This is a genomic window from Miniimonas arenae, from assembly GCF_006351005.1.
Classification (GTDB): Bacteria; Actinomycetota; Actinomycetes; order Actinomycetales; family Beutenbergiaceae; genus Miniimonas; species Miniimonas arenae.
In genome coordinates, this window is the sequence record NZ_VENP01000023.1 from 16,711 (window position 1) to 33,217 (window position 16,507).

At 74.6% G+C, this 16,507-nt stretch carries 18 protein-coding genes; 13 read left to right on the plus strand and 5 right to left on the minus strand.

Annotated features, from left to right (window positions below):
• The first annotated feature begins 3 nt into the window (after nucleotides 1-3).
• Genes hemQ through FH969_RS07660 form a run of 6 tightly spaced genes read left to right on the plus strand, consistent with a single transcriptional unit; the run spans nucleotide 4 to nucleotide 6,055 of the window.
• Nucleotides 4-690, plus strand: coding sequence for a hydrogen peroxide-dependent heme synthase (hemQ, locus tag FH969_RS07635; RefSeq protein WP_139986792.1), 687 nt, complete (start codon nucleotides 4-6; stop codon nucleotides 688-690).
• Entirely contained in the window at nucleotides 687-1,931 is a 1,245-nt protein-coding gene (locus tag FH969_RS07640; RefSeq protein ID WP_139986746.1) for a ferrochelatase, read from the plus strand. Before hemQ ends, FH969_RS07640 begins: the two co-directional genes overlap by 4 nt.
• The gene (hemC, locus tag FH969_RS07645; protein WP_139986748.1) at nucleotides 1,928-2,866 is read left to right on the plus strand and encodes a hydroxymethylbilane synthase; all 939 of its coding nucleotides are present in this window, start codon (nucleotides 1,928-1,930) and stop codon (nucleotides 2,864-2,866) included. The genes FH969_RS07640 and hemC overlap by 4 nt, the downstream gene beginning before the upstream one ends.
• Entirely contained in the window at nucleotides 2,863-3,777 is a 915-nt protein-coding gene (locus FH969_RS07650) for a uroporphyrinogen-III synthase (protein ID WP_139986750.1), read from the plus strand. The genes hemC and FH969_RS07650 overlap by 4 nt, the downstream gene beginning before the upstream one ends.
• Nucleotides 3,774-4,742 carry a porphobilinogen synthase gene (gene hemB, locus FH969_RS07655; RefSeq protein WP_139986752.1) on the plus strand — a complete coding sequence of 323 codons (969 nt, stop codon included), beginning with the start codon at nucleotides 3,774-3,776 and terminating at the stop codon, nucleotides 4,740-4,742. Before FH969_RS07650 ends, hemB begins: the two co-directional genes overlap by 4 nt.
• On the plus strand, nucleotides 4,739-6,055 hold the full coding sequence (locus FH969_RS07660) for a glutamate-1-semialdehyde 2,1-aminomutase (RefSeq protein WP_139986754.1): 1,317 nt from the start codon (nucleotides 4,739-4,741) through the stop codon (nucleotides 6,053-6,055). Before hemB ends, FH969_RS07660 begins: the two co-directional genes overlap by 4 nt.
• A 53-nt stretch (nucleotides 6,056-6,108) precedes the next feature.
• Here FH969_RS07660 and FH969_RS07665 read toward each other — a convergent pair whose 3' ends face one another.
• Nucleotides 6,109-6,918, minus strand: a complete 810-nt coding sequence (locus FH969_RS07665) for a siderophore-interacting protein (RefSeq protein WP_139986756.1) — start codon at nucleotides 6,916-6,918, stop codon at nucleotides 6,109-6,111.
• Nucleotides 6,919-6,988: 70 nt separating this feature from the next.
• Between FH969_RS07665 and FH969_RS07670 the strand changes: the two genes are divergently transcribed.
• Genes FH969_RS07670 through FH969_RS07680 form a run of 3 tightly spaced genes read left to right on the plus strand, consistent with a single transcriptional unit; the run spans nucleotide 6,989 to nucleotide 9,253 of the window.
• Complete coding sequence (locus FH969_RS07670; protein ID WP_139986757.1) at nucleotides 6,989-8,098, plus strand: zinc-binding metallopeptidase family protein; 1,110 nt, start codon at nucleotides 6,989-6,991, stop codon at nucleotides 8,096-8,098.
• Complete coding sequence (locus FH969_RS07675; RefSeq protein WP_139986759.1) at nucleotides 8,095-8,724, plus strand: class I SAM-dependent methyltransferase; 630 nt, start codon at nucleotides 8,095-8,097, stop codon at nucleotides 8,722-8,724. Before FH969_RS07670 ends, FH969_RS07675 begins: the two co-directional genes overlap by 4 nt.
• Nucleotides 8,725-8,734: 10 nt before the next feature.
• Nucleotides 8,735-9,253: a PH domain-containing protein gene (locus FH969_RS07680; protein WP_139986761.1), complete on the plus strand. Its 519-nt coding sequence runs from the start codon at nucleotides 8,735-8,737 to the stop codon at nucleotides 9,251-9,253.
• Here the strand turns inward: FH969_RS07680 and FH969_RS07685 are convergent.
• From FH969_RS07685 to rnhA, 3 genes are read right to left on the minus strand one after another with little or no spacing between them, the layout of a single operon-like run.
• The gene (locus FH969_RS07685) at nucleotides 9,217-10,398 is read right to left on the minus strand and encodes a bifunctional glycosyltransferase family 2/GtrA family protein (protein ID WP_139986762.1); all 1,182 of its coding nucleotides are present in this window, start codon (nucleotides 10,396-10,398) and stop codon (nucleotides 9,217-9,219) included. The genes FH969_RS07680 and FH969_RS07685 overlap by 37 nt on opposite strands.
• 1 nt (nucleotide 10,399) lies before the next feature.
• Nucleotides 10,400-11,578, minus strand: a complete 1,179-nt coding sequence (locus tag FH969_RS07690; RefSeq protein ID WP_180359717.1) for a phosphodiester glycosidase family protein — start codon at nucleotides 11,576-11,578, stop codon at nucleotides 10,400-10,402.
• A 36-nt stretch (nucleotides 11,579-11,614) separates the two neighbouring features.
• On the minus strand, nucleotides 11,615-12,112 hold the full coding sequence (gene rnhA, locus FH969_RS07695) for a ribonuclease HI (protein WP_108717397.1): 498 nt from the start codon (nucleotides 12,110-12,112) through the stop codon (nucleotides 11,615-11,617).
• A 44-nt stretch (nucleotides 12,113-12,156) separates the two neighbouring features.
• Here rnhA and FH969_RS07700 point away from each other — a divergent pair, with 44 nt between their 5' ends.
• Nucleotides 12,157-13,548 carry a UTP--glucose-1-phosphate uridylyltransferase gene (locus tag FH969_RS07700; RefSeq protein WP_139986764.1) on the plus strand — a complete coding sequence of 464 codons (1,392 nt, stop codon included), beginning with the start codon at nucleotides 12,157-12,159 and terminating at the stop codon, nucleotides 13,546-13,548.
• 31 nt (nucleotides 13,549-13,579) lie between these two features.
• Nucleotides 13,580-14,014 (plus strand): NUDIX hydrolase, encoded by a 435-nt coding sequence (locus FH969_RS07705; protein ID WP_139986765.1) that lies wholly within the window; start codon nucleotides 13,580-13,582, stop codon nucleotides 14,012-14,014.
• Between the two features lie 49 nt (nucleotides 14,015-14,063).
• Here FH969_RS07705 and FH969_RS07710 read toward each other — a convergent pair whose 3' ends face one another.
• Nucleotides 14,064-15,152, minus strand: coding sequence for a TIGR03560 family F420-dependent LLM class oxidoreductase (locus FH969_RS07710; RefSeq protein WP_139986795.1), 1,089 nt, complete (start codon nucleotides 15,150-15,152; stop codon nucleotides 14,064-14,066).
• A 99-nt stretch (nucleotides 15,153-15,251) separates the two neighbouring features.
• Here FH969_RS07710 and FH969_RS07715 point away from each other — a divergent pair, with 99 nt between their 5' ends.
• Entirely contained in the window at nucleotides 15,252-16,178 is a 927-nt protein-coding gene (locus FH969_RS07715; protein ID WP_108717400.1) for a DUF881 domain-containing protein, read from the plus strand.
• Nucleotides 16,175-16,507, plus strand: a complete 333-nt coding sequence (locus tag FH969_RS07720; protein ID WP_108717401.1) for a small basic family protein — start codon at nucleotides 16,175-16,177, stop codon at nucleotides 16,505-16,507. Before FH969_RS07715 ends, FH969_RS07720 begins: the two co-directional genes overlap by 4 nt.

Genomic DNA, 16,507 nt, shown 5'->3' on the forward strand with positions numbered 1-16,507 from the left:
CCGATGCCGACGTACGGCGACGGCCCCGGCACCGCCGTCGAGTCCGGCGCCCCGGACCGCCTCGGCTACGCGCTGTGGGCCGTGTTCGGCCGACGCGGCAGCCACGGCGTGCACGCTGCGCTCGCCGACGTCGCCCTGCCCGACGGCGTCACGCTGCGCGGCACCTACGACGTCTCGGGCCTGCGCGCCGACGCCGACCTGCTCGTGTGGCTGACCGGAGCGGACGCCGCGGACCTGCAGGCCGCGCTGCGCGTGCTGCGCCGGCTCGAGCCGTTCGCGTCCATGGCCCCGGTCTGGAACGCCCTCGGCGTGCACCGCGACGCCGAGTTCATGCGCAACCACTCCCCGGCCTACATGCGCGGCCTGCCGCCCAAGGAGTGGCTCACCGTCTACCCGTTCGTGCGCAGCTACGAGTGGTACGTGCTGCCCGAGGAGGAGCGCCGCGGCATGCTCGCGCAGCACGGCCGCAAGGGCTCGGAGTACCCGCAGGTGCAGACCAACACGGTCGCGAGCTTCGCGCTCGGCGACTACGAGTGGCTCCTCGCCCTCGAGGCCGAGGACCCCGTGCACCTCGTGGACCTCATGCGCCACCTGCGCGCCACCGAGGCGCGGCGCCACGTGCGCGAGGAGGTCCCGTTCTTCACCGGTCGGCTCCTGCGGGTCGACGAGATCGAGGAGGTCGTCTCATGACCACGGTCACCCACGCCGACGGCGCCGGCCCGGCCGGAGGCCGGGACGACGCGGCCCGGCCCGCCGTCGTGCCGTACGCCTCGCCCGCGGCCGCCGCCGGTCCGGAGCACGTCGAGGAGCCCGTCGCCTACGACGCGATCCTGCTCGCCGGGTTCGGCGGGCCCGAGGGTCAGGACGACGTCATCCCCTTCCTGCGCAACGTCACGCGCGGGCGCGGGATCCCGGACGAGCGCCTCGAGGAGGTGGCCCACCACTACCGCCACTTCGGCGGGGTGAGCCCGATCAACGAGCACAACCGCCAGCTGCGTGCCGCGCTGCAGGCCGAGCTCGACGCCCGCGGCCTGGACCTGCCCGTCTACTGGGGCAACCGGAACTGGGCGCCCTACCTCGAGGAGGCCGTGCGCGAGGCCGCCGACGCGGGGGACACCCGCCTCATCGCGATCGCGACGAGCGCGTACTCGAGCTTCTCCTCCTGCCGCCAGTACCGCGAGGACTTCGCGCGCGTGCTCGAGGCGACCGGCCTGGGCGAGAGCGTCACCATCGACAAGGTGCGCCCGTTCTTCGACCACCCCGGCTTCGTGCATGCGTTCGTCGCCGGCGTGCGTGACGCGGTGCTCGACCTCACCACGGGCGAGGACGCCGTGCCGGTCGACGCGGTGCGGGTGCTGTTCGCGACCCACTCGATCCCGACGGCGGACGCCCGCCGGTCCGGACCCGCCGACCTCAACGAGCGGCTCGGCCACGGCGACGGCGGCTCCTACGCCGCGCAGCACCGCGCGGTCGCGGCGTACGTGGTGGAGCAGGTCACCGCGGCGACCGGGCTGGAGCCGGGGTGGGACCTCGTCTACCAGTCCCGCTCCGGGCCCCCGAGCCAGCCGTGGCTCGAGCCCGACGTCAACGACCGGATCGCCGAGCTGCCCGGCGAGGGCGTGCGCGCCGTCGTCATCGTGCCGCTCGGGTTCGTCTCGGACCACATGGAGGTCATGTGGGACCTGGACGAGGAGGCCATGGAGACGGCCGCCGAGCACGGCCTGCGGGCCGTGCGCACGCCGACCCCGGGCGTCGACCCGGTCTACGTGAGCGGCCTGGTCGACCTCGTCCTCGAGCGCGTGCACGGCACGCCGACGGCCGAGCGGCCCGCGGTGACCGAGCTCGGGCCGTGGTTCGACGTGTGCCGGCCGGGGTGCTGCGAGAACGTGCGGGCGGGGTTCAAGCCGGCCGCCGCCGGGCTGGCCCCGTGACGCTGCGCGTCGGCACCCGGGGGAGCGCGCTCGCGCTCGCCCAGACCCGAGCGCTCCTGGCGGACGTGCCCGACGTCGAGCTCGTCACCGTGACCAGTCACGGCGACCGCTCGACGGCGAGCCTCGCCTCCCTCGGCGGCACCGGCGTGTTCGTCACCGCGCTGCGCGACGCGCTGCTCGCGGGCGACGTCGACGCCGTCGTGCACTCCTGCAAGGACCTGCCGACGGCGCCGCACGAGGAGGTCGAGCTCCTCGCGCTGCCCGCGCGGGCGGACGCCCGCGACGTCCTCGTCGGCGCGGGTGGCGCCCGGCTGGCGGACCTGCCGGTCGGCGCGCGCGTGGGCACCGGCTCCCCGCGGCGTCGGGCCCAGCTGCTGCGCGCGCGGCCGGACCTGGACGTCGCCGACATCCGCGGCAACGTCGACACCCGGTTGCGCCGCGTGCAGGACCCGGGCACCCCGGAGGAGCGCCTGGACGCCGTCGTGCTCGCGGCAGCCGGGCTGGACCGCCTCGGCCGCCTCGGCGAGGCGAGCGAGCTGCTCGACCTCGTGGCGTGGCCGACGGCGCCCGCCCAGGGCGCGCTCGCCGTCGAGGTCCGCCGCGACGCGCCGCCCGCGGTGCGCGACGCCGTCGCGGCCCTCGACGACCCGGCGACCCGGCGCGCGGCCACGGCCGAGCGCATCGTGCTGCGGCTCCTCGAGGCCGGGTGCGCCGCACCCCTCGGCGTCTCGGTCACGGGCGGCGAGCTCGTCGCCGAGGCGTACGCGCTCGACGGAGCACGCGCGGTCCGCGCGACGGCGCCACTGGGCGCGGCGGGCGCGGGGAATGCGCCGGCGGCTGACGGCGTCGCCGTCGGGGAGGCCGACCCCGAGTCCGTGGCGCGCGACGTCGTCGCGGCGCTCCTGCGCGACGGTGCGGCGGGGCTGCTCTCGTGACCGGCGCCACGCCCGGCGGCGAGCTCGCGGACGAGCCCGACGGCCGGCCCGACGACGAGCCGACGGGCGACGGCGTGTGGGGCCGGACCGTGCTGCTCACGCGCGACGCCGAGCGTGGTCGCGCGTTCGCGACCCAGGTGCGGGCGCGCGGGGGCTACCCGCTGCTCGACCCGCTGCAGACCTACGGACCACCGGCGAGCCCGCAGGCGCTCGCCGTCGCCGTCGCCCGCCTCGCCGCGGGCGAGCTGGACTGGCTCGTGCTCACCAGCGCCCGCGCGGTCGACGCCCTCGTCGAGGCCGCCGGCTCGGCCAGTGTGGACGTGGGCGGGGCGCGCGTTGCCGCGGTGGGGGCGGCAACGGCGGCCCGGGCGACGGCGGCGGGGATGGCGGTCGAGCTCGTGCCCGAGCGCGCCTCCGCCGCCGGCCTGCTCGCCGCGTGGCCCGTGGGCGGGGAGGGTGAGCGCGTGCTCCTGCCGCTGTCGGCACTCGCACCCGACACGCTCGTGGCCGGCCTGTCGGCGTTCGGGCTCGTGCCCGAGCGCGTCGAGGCCTACTCCGTGCAGCCGCAGGAGCCGTGCGTCGCGCTCGAGGCCGCACTCGCGAGCGGCCCGCTCCTGGGCGCCGTCGTGACGTCCGGGTCGACCGCGCGTCGCCTCGCCGACATCACCCTCGGCCGCGACCGCGCGCCCGTCCCGGTCGTCGTCGCGATCGGCGACACGACGGCGCAGCACGCGCGCGACGCGGGGCTGACCGTCGCCGCGGTCGCCCCGCAGCCCGACGCGTTCACGCTCGTGATGACGCTCGCCGACGCGCTCGACGAAGTGCTCGAGGGCATCCCCGCGCCGGCGCACCCCGACACCGCGCACCCCGACACCGCGCACCCCGACACCCCCTCACCGGAGGCCTCGTGACCACCGTCCGACCCCGGCGCCTGCGCGCCACCCCCGCGCTGCGCGCGCTCGTCGCCGAGACCCGGCTGCACCCCGAGCGGCTCGTGCTCCCGCTGTTCGTGCGCGAGGGTCTCACCCAGCCGCACCCCATCGCGTCCATGCCCGGCGTGCAGCAGCACACCCTCGACTCGCTCCGGGCGGCGGCGGCCGAGGCCGCGGAAGCGGGCGTCGGCGGCGTCATGCTCTTCGGCGTGCCCGCGCACCGCGACGCCGTCGGCTCCGCGGCCGACGCCGCGGACGGAATCCTCAACGTCGCCACGGCCGCGGTGGCCGCCGAGGTCGGGGACGCGCTCGTCGTGCAGACCGACCTGTGCCTGGACGAGTTCACCGACCACGGGCACTGCGGCGTGCTCGACGGCGCGGGCCGGGTGGACAACGACGCCACCCTGGAGCGCTACACCGCGATGGCGCTGGCTCAGGCCGAGGCGGGATCGGCCCTGCTCGGCCTGAGCGGCATGATGGACGGCCAGGTCGCGGCCGTGCGCGCCGCGCTCGACGACGCGGGCCGCTCCGACGTCGCGCTGCTGGCCTACTCCGCGAAGTACGCGTCCGCGTTCTACGGACCGTTCCGCGACGCCGTCGACTCCGCCCTCACCGGCGACCGGCGCACCTACCAGCTCGACCCGGGCAACGGGCGAGAGGGGCTGCGCGAGGCCGCGCTCGACGTCGCCGAGGGTGCCGACGTCGTCATGGTGAAGCCCGCGTCGCACTACCTCGACGTGCTCGCGGCGGTCGCCGCCGCGAGCCCGGTGCCGGTCTGGGCGTACCAGGTGAGCGGCGAGTACGCGATGGTCGAGGCCGCGGCGGCGCACGGCTGGCTCGACCGCGAACGCGCGGTCACCGAGTCGCTCGTCGCGATCCACCGCGCGGGCGCCGACGTCGTGCTCACCTACTGGGCGACCGAGGTCGCCCGGTGGCTGCGATGACGCGCGGGAGGAGCAACGAGGCCGAGTTCGCGCGGGCGCGCCACGCGATCCCGGGCGGCGTGGACTCCCCGGTCCGGGCCTACGGCTCGGTCGGGGGCACGCCCCGGTTCCTCGTGCGTGCCCGCGGTGCCTCGGTCTGGGACGTCGAGGGCCGCGAGTACACCGACCTGGTCTGCTCCTGGGGACCGGCGCTGCTCGGCCACGCGCACCCCGAGGTGGTCGCCGCCGTCCAGCAGGCGGCCGCGGACGGGCTCTCGTTCGGGGCGCCGACACCGGGGGAGACGCTGCTCGCGGAGGAGATCCGCGCCCGCGTCCCGGGCGCGGAGAAGGTGCGTCTCGTGTCCACCGGTACCGAGGCGACGATGACCGCGCTGCGGCTGGCCCGCGGTGCGACCGGGCGGCCGCTGGTCGTGAAGTTCGCCGGTCACTACCACGGGCACTCCGACGGCCTCCTCGCGCAGGCCGGCTCCGGCGTCGCGACCCAGGGCCTGCCGGGCTCGGCGGGCGTGCCGGAGCCGATCGCCGCGCAGACCCTCGTGCTGCCCTACAACGACCTCGCCGCCCTGGCGACGGCGTTCGCGGCGCACCCGGGCCGGATCGCGGCCGTCATCACCGAGGCCGCCGGCGCGAACGCCGGCGTGCTGCGGCCCGATCCCGGCTTCAACGCCGCGCTGGCCCGGATCTGTCACGAGAACGGCACGCTGCTCGTGCTCGACGAGGTGCTCACCGGGTTCCGCGTCGGACCGGCCGGCTGGTGGGGCCTCGACGAGACGCCGTTCACGCCGGACCTCGTGACGTTCGGCAAGGTCGTCGGCGGCGGGATGCCGCTGGCCGCGCTCGGCGGCCGGCCCGAGCTCATGGACCTGCTCGCCCCGCTCGGGCCCGTCTACCAGGCGGGCACCCTGAGCGGGAACCCGCTCGCGGTGGCCGCCGGGCTCGCGACCCTGCGCCTGGCCGACGCCACGGTGTACGCCCACGTCGATCGCGCTGCCGGCGTCGTGGCCGACGCCGTGGAGCGCGAGCTCGCCGCGGCCGGCGTCGCCGCGGTGGTCCCGAGGGCGGGCAACCTGTTCTCGATCGCGTTCCGGACCGGCACGGTGCGGGACTACGACGACGCCCGCGACCAGGAGGACTGGCGCTACCCGCCGTTCTTCGCCGCGATGCTCGAGCAGGGCGTCAGCCTGCCGCCGAGCGTGTACGAGGCCTGGTTCCTCTCTTCAGCGCACGACGACGCGGCGCTGGACCGCATCCTGCGCGCGCTGCCCGCAGCGGCAGGTGCGGCGGCCGCGGCCACGCCGCCGCCGCAGCACTGAGCGCGCACCGTCCTCGGTGCACGGTGGTGCCCGGCGGTGCACGCGGATGCACCTCACCGCGAGGCGCGCGCCCCGAACTTCCAGTATCCGCAGAACGACACGTGCTCCTTCGGCACGCCCCGGGCCACCACGTCTCGTCGCGCGCCGGTCGCCAGCGCCTGCTCGCCGATCGCGAACACGTACGGCACGCCGTCGGGCAGGGTCGCCGCGCCGAGCGCCGCGAGCGCCGCGACGCCCGGCCGCGCGTGCGCGTCGGTGCGCACCACGAGCTGCACGGTGACGCCGTCGGGCGCCTCGAGGTCCTGGGCGTCCTCGGCGCTCGGCAGCTCGAGGATCACCGTGCCGCGTACGTCCCGGGGCAGGTCGCGGCAGATCCCGGCGACGGCCGGCAGCCCGGACTCGTCGCTCACCACGAGGACGGAGTCGGTGTCCGCGGGCGGGTTCCAGATCCGGCCCTCGTCGAGCACGGCCGCGGGATCGCCGGGCTTGACGTGCACGGCCCACGAGGCGAACGAGGCCTCGGTGGGGGAGACCTCGCCGTGCACCACGACGTCGACGTCGAGCTCGTCGCCGCGCAGCTCGCGCACCGTGTAGTTGCGCAGGAGCGGCCGCACGGTCTCCGGGAGCGTCACGTACCGGACGTAGGACACGAGGCCGACGTCCTTGAGCAGGTGCAGCTCGGTCTGGCCCGGGCGGCGCACGAGGGCCCGGAACCACTGGTCGAAGCCGAGCGGGGCGATCTCACCCGCCCCGCCGAGCGTCACGCGCTGCACGTGCGGGCTGATCCGTTCGCTGCCCGTCACGGTGAGGGGGACGACGCGCGCGGTGTCGGGCTTGACCGGGTCGATGCGAAGGCGAGTCATGAAGGTGAGCCTAACCTCATCCCTGGGCCGATGCGGCGGCTCCCGTCGTGAACGGACCTAGCATCTCCCCGTGCACCACTACCGCTGTCCGCAGTGCTCCGGTCTCCTCTACTCCGACTCGCTCGCCTGCCGGTCGTGCGGCACGGAGATCGGCGTCCACCCGCCCTCGCAGCGGTTCCTGTCCGTGCAGCCCGACGGCGTGGAGCGGGACGGGACGCGCTGGTTCGCGTGCGGCAACCGGGACCAGCGGTGCAACTGGCTCGTCGACGTCGCCTCCGGGGACGAGCGGTGCACCGCCTGCCGGATGACCCGACGCATCCCCGAGCCCGACGACACCCTCGCGATCGCCAAGCTCGCCAAGGTGGCCAAGGACAAGCGCCGCCTGCTGCTCCACCTCGCCAGCCTCGGCCTGCCGATCACGCCGTGGTACGAGCAGCCCGGCGGCCTCGGCTTCGACCTCCTGTCCTCCCGGTCGGGGAACGGCCCGGTGCGCATCGGGCACGCGGGCGGGATCATCACGATCGACCTCGCCGAGTCTCTTGACGACCACCGCGAGCGGCTGCGGGTCTCCCTCGGCGAGCCGTACCGCACGATGCTGGGGCACTTCCGGCACGAGTCGGGGCACTACTACCAGCGCGTGCTCGTGGAGACGACCGACTGGATCGGGGAGTGCCGTGAGCTGTTCGGCGACGAGCGCGCCTCCTACGCCGACGCGATCTCGCGGCACTACAGCGAGGGAGCGCCGCAGGGCTGGATCCAGGGCTACATCTCCGAGTACGCGACGATGCACCCGTGGGAGGACTTCGCGGAGACGTGGGCCCACTACCTGCACATCACGGACACCCTCGGCGTGCTCGCAGAGGCGGGCGTCGAGCTGCTCGCCGACCGGCACCCCGACCTCCTGCCGCGGGACATCACGCCGCGCACGAGCTATCACGGCCGCGAGACGCGGGAGATGCTCCAGGACTGGTACTGGTGCTCCAAGCTGCTCAACCGCGCGAACCAGGCGATGGGCAAGGGCGACCTCTACCCGTTCGGGATCGTCGCCGCCGTCGCACGCAAGCTCGACTTCGTCCACCGCGTCGTCCAGGACGCCTCCGCCGGTTCTGCTCCCGAGTCCGGGCCCGACGGCGAGCACGAGTCGTCCGTGACGCCCGCCCCCGCGGGGGGTGCGGCATGACGCGGCAGCCGTCGAGGTGGGAGGCGATCATCGCCGCCAACCCGGCGCACTCGACGTGGTACGTCGAGCGGTTCCGCGCCATGCGGGAGCAGGGCGCGGATCTCGACGGCGAGGCGCGCCTCGTGGACGCGATGCTCGCCCGTGGCTCGCGGGTGCTCGACGCGGGTGCGGGCACCGGTCGGGTGGGCGGCGCGCTGCACGCCCGTGGGCACACCGTCGTCGGCGTCGACGTCGACCCGGTGCTCGTCGCCGAGGCCGAGGCGGTCTACCCCGGCCCGACGTGGCTGCAGGGCGACCTGACGACCCTCGACCTGCCGGCGCGGGGGATCGCGGAGCCGTTCGACGCCGTCGTGCTCGCCGGGAACGTCCTGACGTTCCTCGCCCCGGGCAGCCACGCCGAGACCCTGGCGACGCTTGCGCGTCACCTCGCGCCCGAGGGCCGGATCGTGCTGGGGTTCGGCACGGCACGCGACTACGACGTCGCCCAGCTCGCCGACGACGTCACGACCGCCGGGCTCGTGGAGGACCTCCGACTCGGGACCTGGGACCTGCGGCCGTGGACGCCAGACTCCTCGTTCGTCGTGGCCGTGCTGCGGGCGGCGCGGCGGACGGGCGCGACCGCCTAGCCTGGGCGGCATGGGCTACCCGCAGGACGTCTTGGCGCCGGACGAGAACGTCGTGGTCCACGAGCACCCGCACTGGAAGGCGCTGCTGCTGCCGGCACTGGCCGCCGTGCTCGTCACCGTCGTCGGGGTCGGGTCGTGGTGGGCCGTGCTCCGCGCCGACCCGGGCGAGCCGTGGCCCACGGTGACGGGCGTCGCCGTCGGGGTGATCTGGACGAGCCTGTTCGTCTGGCTCTTCGTCGCGCCGCTCGTGCGCTGGGGCAGCACGCACTTCGTGATCACCGATCGCCGCGTGATGTACCGCACCGGGGTGCTCACCCGCAGCGGAATCGACATCCCGCTCAGCAGGATCAACAGCGTGCAGTTCCGGCACGGGTTCGTCGACCGGATGCTGCGCACCGGCACGCTCGTCATCGAGTCCGCGTCCGACGACCCGCTGGAGTTCGACGACATCCCCCGCGTGGAGCGCGTGCACGCGCTGCTGTACCACGAGGTCTACGACACCCTCGGGGAGGAGGAGGCCGGGCGCTGAGCCGCACCCGCCCCCACCACCCGCGCACGGTCTGTGCTTGCCTCAGCCCCCTCGTCGAGCCTCGGCTCGACCCCCGAGGGAGCCCGGCGCCCGGGCGCGAAGACCACGCGTCGCTGCACCACGAACGACGCCACCCAGAGCGCCAGGTCGGTCGCCGGCTTCGCCACCACGAGCGGCAGCCCGATGTGCTCGAGCGTCCGGATGCCCACGTAGCCCGCGGCCAGCAGCACGACGGCGAGGCCCACGTACCGCAGCACCTGACCGCCCAGCGCCGCTCGCCCGCGCGCGGCGCCGGGGAACACGGCCCGCCGGTTGAGCGCGAAGTTCACCGACGCGCTCGCGAGCCGCGCTCCCACGACGGCGAGCGCGAGGCTCCCGGTGAGCGCCTCGAGCAGCAGCACGCCCGCCAGGTCGACCGCCGCGGCCAGGAGCGAGGACGCCGCGAACAGCAGCAGCGGCGCCAGGACGTGCGCCGAGTCGACGAGCGGGCGGAAGTGCGAGGAGGCGTTGTGGTCGAGGTACACCGTGGCGATCGGCACCTCGACGACCGGGCCGCCCCGGTCCGCCGCCTCGAGCAGCACGCGCAGCTCGTAGGCGAACCGCTCGCCCGGCACCCGCAGCAGCCACGGCACCGAACAGGCGCCGAACCCCCGCAGGCCGGTCTGCGTGTCGCCGATCCGTCGCCCGGTCGCGAGCGCGACGAGCCCGGTCATCGCGCGGTTGCCGATCCGGGAGCGCAGCGGCACCCGCCCGGTGAAGGCGCGCGAGCCGAGCACGAGCACGTCCCGCTCGCCCTCGGCCAGTCGGCGGGCGACCTCGTCGGCGACGGCGGCGACGTCGCCCGGGCGGTGCTGGCCGTCGCAGTCGGCGCACACCACGACGACGTCGTCCCGGCCACGGGTCAGCTCGGCAATCCACGCCATGCCGGTGCGCAGCGCCGCCGCCTTGCCGCGGTTGCGGGGGTGGTGCAGCACGCTCGCGCCGAGGCGCGCCGCGGCGTCGAAGACGCGCTGGTACCGCTCGCCCGAGCCGTCGTCGACCACCGCGAGTCCCGCGCTGGGCAGGTCCCGGCGCAGGGCACCGAGCAGCTCCACGAGCCGGTGGTCGGGCTGGTAGGCGGGGACGAGCACCCACGTCGTGGCCATCTCACTCGTCCGATCCGGAGGTCGTGGCCGCGACGTAGAGGATGTCCGACGTCGCGCGCTCGCCGTCGTTCGACGGCGTGTTGACCACGTCGTAGTCGGAGTCCACGAGGGTGGAGGACCCGCCGCCGTCGAGGTTGTAGGCCACGGTGGCGCCCAGGCTCTGCATGATCTCGGCGAGCTCGGTGAGCGTCACCCCGGCGCTGGTGTCCGAGCGCCCGTCGACCACCACGAGCACGTAGTGGTCGGCCGAGATCATGCCGATCGCCGTGCGCGGCTGGTCGCCCTGGATGGAGTGGTTGCCGACGTTCGTGTCGACCTCGACCTGGTCGATGCCCGAGACGATCTCGCCGTCGTCCACGAGCGCGGGACCGAAGGACAGCGTCTGCCACGCACCGTCGGCGATCAGCTCCGCACCGCTCGTGGTCGTCTCGTCGTAGATCGCCATCGTGCCGTCGGAGTAGATGACGGCTCCGGTGCGGGCGGGGGAGTCGCGGTAGAGCACGCCGTTCCGGATGACGATCCCGGTGTCCCGGAAGCCGTAGTAGTCGCCGTTGATCGCGACGAGCGCACCGACGTCGCTCGCGATGTCGGAGGGGTCCTCGGTGATGTTCTCGCCGAACGCGTTCTGCGCGAACGCCGCCCGCAGCTGCGTGATGTCGGAGACGACCACGTCGGCCACGTAGTACGTGGCGGCGTCGTCGCCGGAGCCGTACGTGCCCTGGGTGATGGTGATCTGTGGCTCGCTCGCCGTGTCGGCGTCGCTCGCCGTCGTGCCGTCGTCCGCGGCGGTGCCCGACGTCGAGCTCGCCGTCGCGTCGGACGTCGCCTCCGTGGTGGCGTCCGCCGCCGCATCAGCGTCGCTGGTGGCGTCGCTGCTCGCGCGCTGCGCCTCCTCGTACGCGGCGACGTCGGAGATCTCGACGTGCTCGATGACGAACCGGTTGAGCGCCCACGCGGTCGCGCCGCCGAGGCTGAGCGCGACGGTGAGGCTCGCGGCGAGGACCGCGCGGCGCACCCGACGGCGTCGGGCGAGGCTGCGGCGCGGCGCGCGGGCCGGCGCCTGCTCGGCTGCGGTGGTCTCGGCCGGCTCGGCCGGCTCGGCGGGCTGGGCCGGCTCGGCCGGCTCGGGCTCGGAGCGGTCCGGCGGGACGTCGTCGGGGGAGCGGAGGTCGGGGTTCATGCCTCCGAGTTCTACGGACCGCCTCCGTGCCCGCCGTCAGGTGGTGCTGTGGCTGCCCTGTGGGTCGAGCACCCCGCGGTTGGCGAGCGCGTCGGCGCGCGTGTTGCCGGGGTCGCCGGCGTGCCCCTTGACCCAGACCCAGCGCACGTCGTGCCGCGCGACCTCCACGTCGAGCGCCTGCCACAGGTCGGCGTTCTTCACCGGCTGCTTGGCCGCGGTGCGCCAGCCGTTGCGCTTCCAGCCGACGATCCAGCTGGACATCCCCTGCATGACGTAGGTCGAGTCCACGTGCAGCACCACGCGGCACGGTCGGCGCAGCGCCCGCAGCGCCTCGATGACCGCGGTGAGCTCCATGCGGTTGTTCGTGGTCGGGTTCTCCCCGCCCCACAGCTCCTTCTCGTGCGACCCCGCGCGCAGCAGCGCACCCCACCCGCCGGGGCCCGGGTTGCCCTTGCACGCCCCGTCGGTCCAGGCCTCGACGAGGTCGCCCTCGTCGGTCGCGTCGGCGCGGTCGGGAGGTGCGGCGTCGGTCACGTTCCCACTCTAGGTGAGGGCCGGCGGCCCCTAGGCTTGCAGCCATGAGCGACCACGGTCTCGGCCTTGCCACCGCCCGCATGCGTGACGCCGAGGTCCCCGACCTCGCCATCGCCACCTTCGCCCGCCTGTACCGCCAGCTCGAGTCGGGCGCCACGGGCCTCATCCGCGAGGCCGACGTCGAGCCCCTGCGCGACATCGACCGCCAGGCCGACCTCGCGTCCGACCCCGAGGCGGAGGCCGCCGCTCTCGCCCAGACCGTCGTCATCAAGCTGAACGGCGGGCTCGGCACGTCGATGGGCCTCGAGGCCGCGAAGTCCCTCCTGCCCGTGCGCGACGGCGCAACCTTCCTCGACCTCATCGCTCGCCAGGTCCTCGCGGCCCGCGAGCAGCACGGCGCGCGCCTGCCGCTCGTGCTCATGAACTCGTTCCGTACCCGCGAGGACTCCCTGGCGGCGCTCGCCGCCTACCCCGACCTCGCCGTCGACGGCGTGCCCGCCGACTTCCTGCAGAACCGCGAGCCGAAGCTCGTGGCCGACACGCTCGAGCCCGTCACGTGGGAGAAGGACCCGAGCCTGGAGTGGTGCCCGCCCGGGCACGGCGACATCTACACGGCGCTGCAGACCTCCGGCGTGCTGGACACGCTCCTGGAGCAGGGCCTCCGGTACGCGACCGTGTCGAACGCGGACAACCTCGGTGCCGTCCCGGACGCCGCGATCGCCGCGTGGTTCGCGGGCTCGGGTGCGCCGTACGCGGCCGAGCTGGTCGCGAAGTCGGACGCCGACGTCAAGGGCGGCCAGCTCGTGGTGCGCAAGGCGGACGGCCAGATCATCCAGCGCGAGACCGCGCAGACCTACCCCGAGGAGCTGGAGGTGGCCAACGACCGGCACGTGCACCCGTACTTCCACGCCAACAACCTGTGGTTCGACCTCGTCCAGGTGAAGGCGCTGCTCGCCGAGCACGACGGCGTGATGCCCCTCCCGCTCATCCGCAACCTCAAGACGGTCGACCCGAGCGACAAGACCTCCACCAAGGTCGTGCAGCTCGAGACCGCGATGGGTGCGGCCGTGAACGTGTTCCCGGGCGCGAAGGTCATCGAGGTCGAGCGCGCGCGGTTCCTGCCGGTCAAGACCACGAACGACCTGCTGCTGCTGCGCTCGGACGCCTACGAGCTGACCGACGCCTCGCACCTCGTGGCGCGCCGGCCGGCTCCGCTCATCTCGCTGGACGACCACTACAAGCTCATCGCAGACTTCGAGGCGCGCCTGGGCGACGGCGTGCCCTCGATCCTCGAGGCCGACTCGCTCACGGTGCGGGGTGACTGGACGTTCGAGGCGGGCGTGCGCGCCGTCGGGGACGCCGTGCTGGCGGCCGACGACGACGCGCCGCACACCGTGCCGAGCGGCTCGACGATCACCGCGGACGGGCTCGCCTGACGGGCGGGCGGTCCGGGACGACGGGGGCGCCGTGACGCACGCGCCGGACCATCCGCGCGTCTCGGGCTACGCCGTCGTGGTGCACGACGGCGCGGTGCTGCTCGCCGGGCTCACCGGCGAGCAGCGCTGGACGTTGCCCGGGGGCGGCGTCGACTTCGGCGAGCACCCCGCGCAGGCGGCCGTGCGTGAGGTGCGCGAGGAGACCGGGCTCGACATCGAGCTCGGCGAGCTCCTCGGGATCGACTCGCTCGTGGTACGCGTGGCCGGCGGCGACGAGTCGGGCGTCGAGCTGCTGCACGGGCTCCGCATCGTGTACCGCGGCCGACTGCTCGGCGGGACGCTGCACGACGAGGTCCAGGGCTCGACCGACCGCGCCGCGTGGCACCCGCTCGAGACGGTGGGCTCGCTCCCGCTCGTCGAGCTCGTCCGGACGGCGCTCGGCTGGACGGGCGACCTGCGGCCCTGACTCGGCGCTCACCCGGCCCAGCACCTGCGCCCGGGTGCTGGTGCGCTGCTCAGTGCGGGTCGGGGGCGCTCCGCAGCACGTCGGCGATGTCCTCCTCCGGCCGCGGCGGGATCGTCTCGTCGTCCTCGAGGACGTGCAGGTCCAGCTCCGGCACCTGCAGGTGCGGCAGCACCTCGTGCTCGAACAGCTCGATGCCCGACGTGTCGTACGCGGCCTCGGGGAAGTAGAAGATGCCGTAGGTCATGCCGCGCTGGACCATGCCCTGCAGGCGCTCGACGATCTGCTCGGGCGTCCCGAACGCGAGCGAGCCGCGGTACCCGGCGATCTGGTCGGCGGTCCGCTCCGCGCCGAGGTGGGGCAGCAGCCGCTCCTCGAGCACGCGCAGCCGCTCCTCCGCCTCGTCCTGCGTGGCGCCGATCGCCACGTTGTAGTTGGCGCTGCGGGTGATCGCGCCGAAGTCGGTGCCGAGCTCGCGGCAGTGCTCGGCGAGCACCTCGGACTTGTGCGTGAACCCGTCGGGGGAGCCGTCGAAGTTGGTGTACTGCGCGTACTGGGCCGCGATCCGCAGCGTGACCTTCTCCCCGCCGCCGGCGATCCACAGCGGGATGCCGCCCTCCTGCAGGGGGAGGGGGCGGACGATCGCGCCGTCGACCTGGTAGTGCTCCCCGGCGAGCGTCGCCACCCCGGTGCGCCACGCCTGGGACATGATCTCCACGCCCTCGCGCAGCATGCCGAGCCGCACGCCAGCGCGCGGGAAGCCGTACCCGTAGGCGCGCCACTCGTGCTCGTACCAGCCGCCGCCGATGCCCATCTCGACCCGACCGCCGCTCACGGCGTCGACCGTCGCGGCGACCTTCGCGAGGTAGGCGGGGTTGCGGTAAGCCATGCACGTGCACATCTGGCCGAGCCGCACGCGGTCGGTCGCCGCGGCCAGGGCCGCCATGAGCGTCCACGCCTCGTGCGTGGCCTCCTCGCTCGGCACCGGGGTGGTGTGGAAGTGGTCGTAGACCCACACCGACTCCCACGCGCCGGCGTCGGCACGCCGGGCCAGGTCGCGGATGGTGCGCCAGTGCTCCGCCGGCGGGATCCCCACCAGGTCGAAGCGCCAGCCCTGGGGAACGAACAGTCCTGCCCTCATCGCCATACGCACGGACCCTACGCCTGACGTCCACGCGTTGCCGACCCCGTCTCGCGTCCCGCCGGCGGGGACGAGGTCAGCCCCGGGTAACCTGCACGAGTGAGCGAGAGCGGGACGGTGTGGCAGCGCCCCGACGCCTCCATGACCCTCCTGCGCGAGGTGACCGACCACCCGCTGGACCCGGCCTACGAGGAGGCGGCTCGCCGTCGGGAGATCTCCGGGGCCCCGCACCGGACCTGGCTGACCCAGGCCGTGGTGTTCCTGCTCGCCGTCGCGCTCGGGCTCGGCCTCGTCGCCGCGACGCAGGTGCTGCGTGCGCCGCAGTCCGTCCGCAACCAGGCGCGCGACGTGCTGATCGAGCAGATCACCGACCGGCAGACCCGGCAGACCGAGCTGATGGCCGCCAACGCCGACCTCTCCCAGCAGGTGCGGGACCTCACGGCGGAGCAGCTGACGGCGTCCGACCCCGCCATGACCGAGCAGCTCCAGCGGCTCGCGCTGGCCTCCGGCGTCGAGGCCGTCTCCGGTCCCGCCTACGTGGTCACCCTCTCCGACTCCGCGCAGGCGCAGGAGGACCCGACGACCTACCCCGAGGAGCTCGTGCAGGCGCTCGACCTCCAGGTGGTCGTGAACGCGTTGTGGCAGGCCGGGGCGGAGGCCGTCGGCGTGAACGGGGTCCGGGTGAGCGCGTCGGGGGCGATTCGCGGCGCGGGCTCGGCGCTGTTCGTCGACCTCGTCCCGGTGAGCTCGCCCTACGAGGTGGTCGCCATCGGCCCGGTCGACGCGATGCGCAGCGCGATGGCCCGCTCCTCGGCCTCGACGCACCTCGCGCTGCTGCGCGACCGGTACCACATCGGCGTCGGTACCGGCACGCGCCAGGAGGAGTGGCTGCCAGGCGTGCGCACCACGCAGCCCCGGTTCGCCACGGTCGTGCCCGATCCGGCCGACGACACCGGCGACACGGGGCAGACTGGGCAGACTGGAACGTCGGGCGGCACGCCCACCACCGAAGGGGGAGCGCAGTGATTGCGGTCATCGGCCTGGCGCTCGGCATCGTCGTGGGCCTCGTGGTCTCCCCGGACGTGCCTCCCGCCCTGCAGCCCTACCTCCCGATCGCCGTCGTGGCCGCGCTCGACGCCCTCTTCGGCGGCGTGCGCGCCCAGCTCGAGGGGAAGTTCAACGACCGGGTGTTCATCACGTCGTTCCTGTCGAACGTCCTCGTCGCCGCGCTGCTCGTCTTCCTCGGTGACCAGCTCGGCGTCGGCTCGCAGCTGAGCACGGCGGTCATCGTGGTGCTCGGTATCCGCATCTTCTCCAACGCCGCCTCCATCCGGCGCCTCATCTTCAAGGCGTAG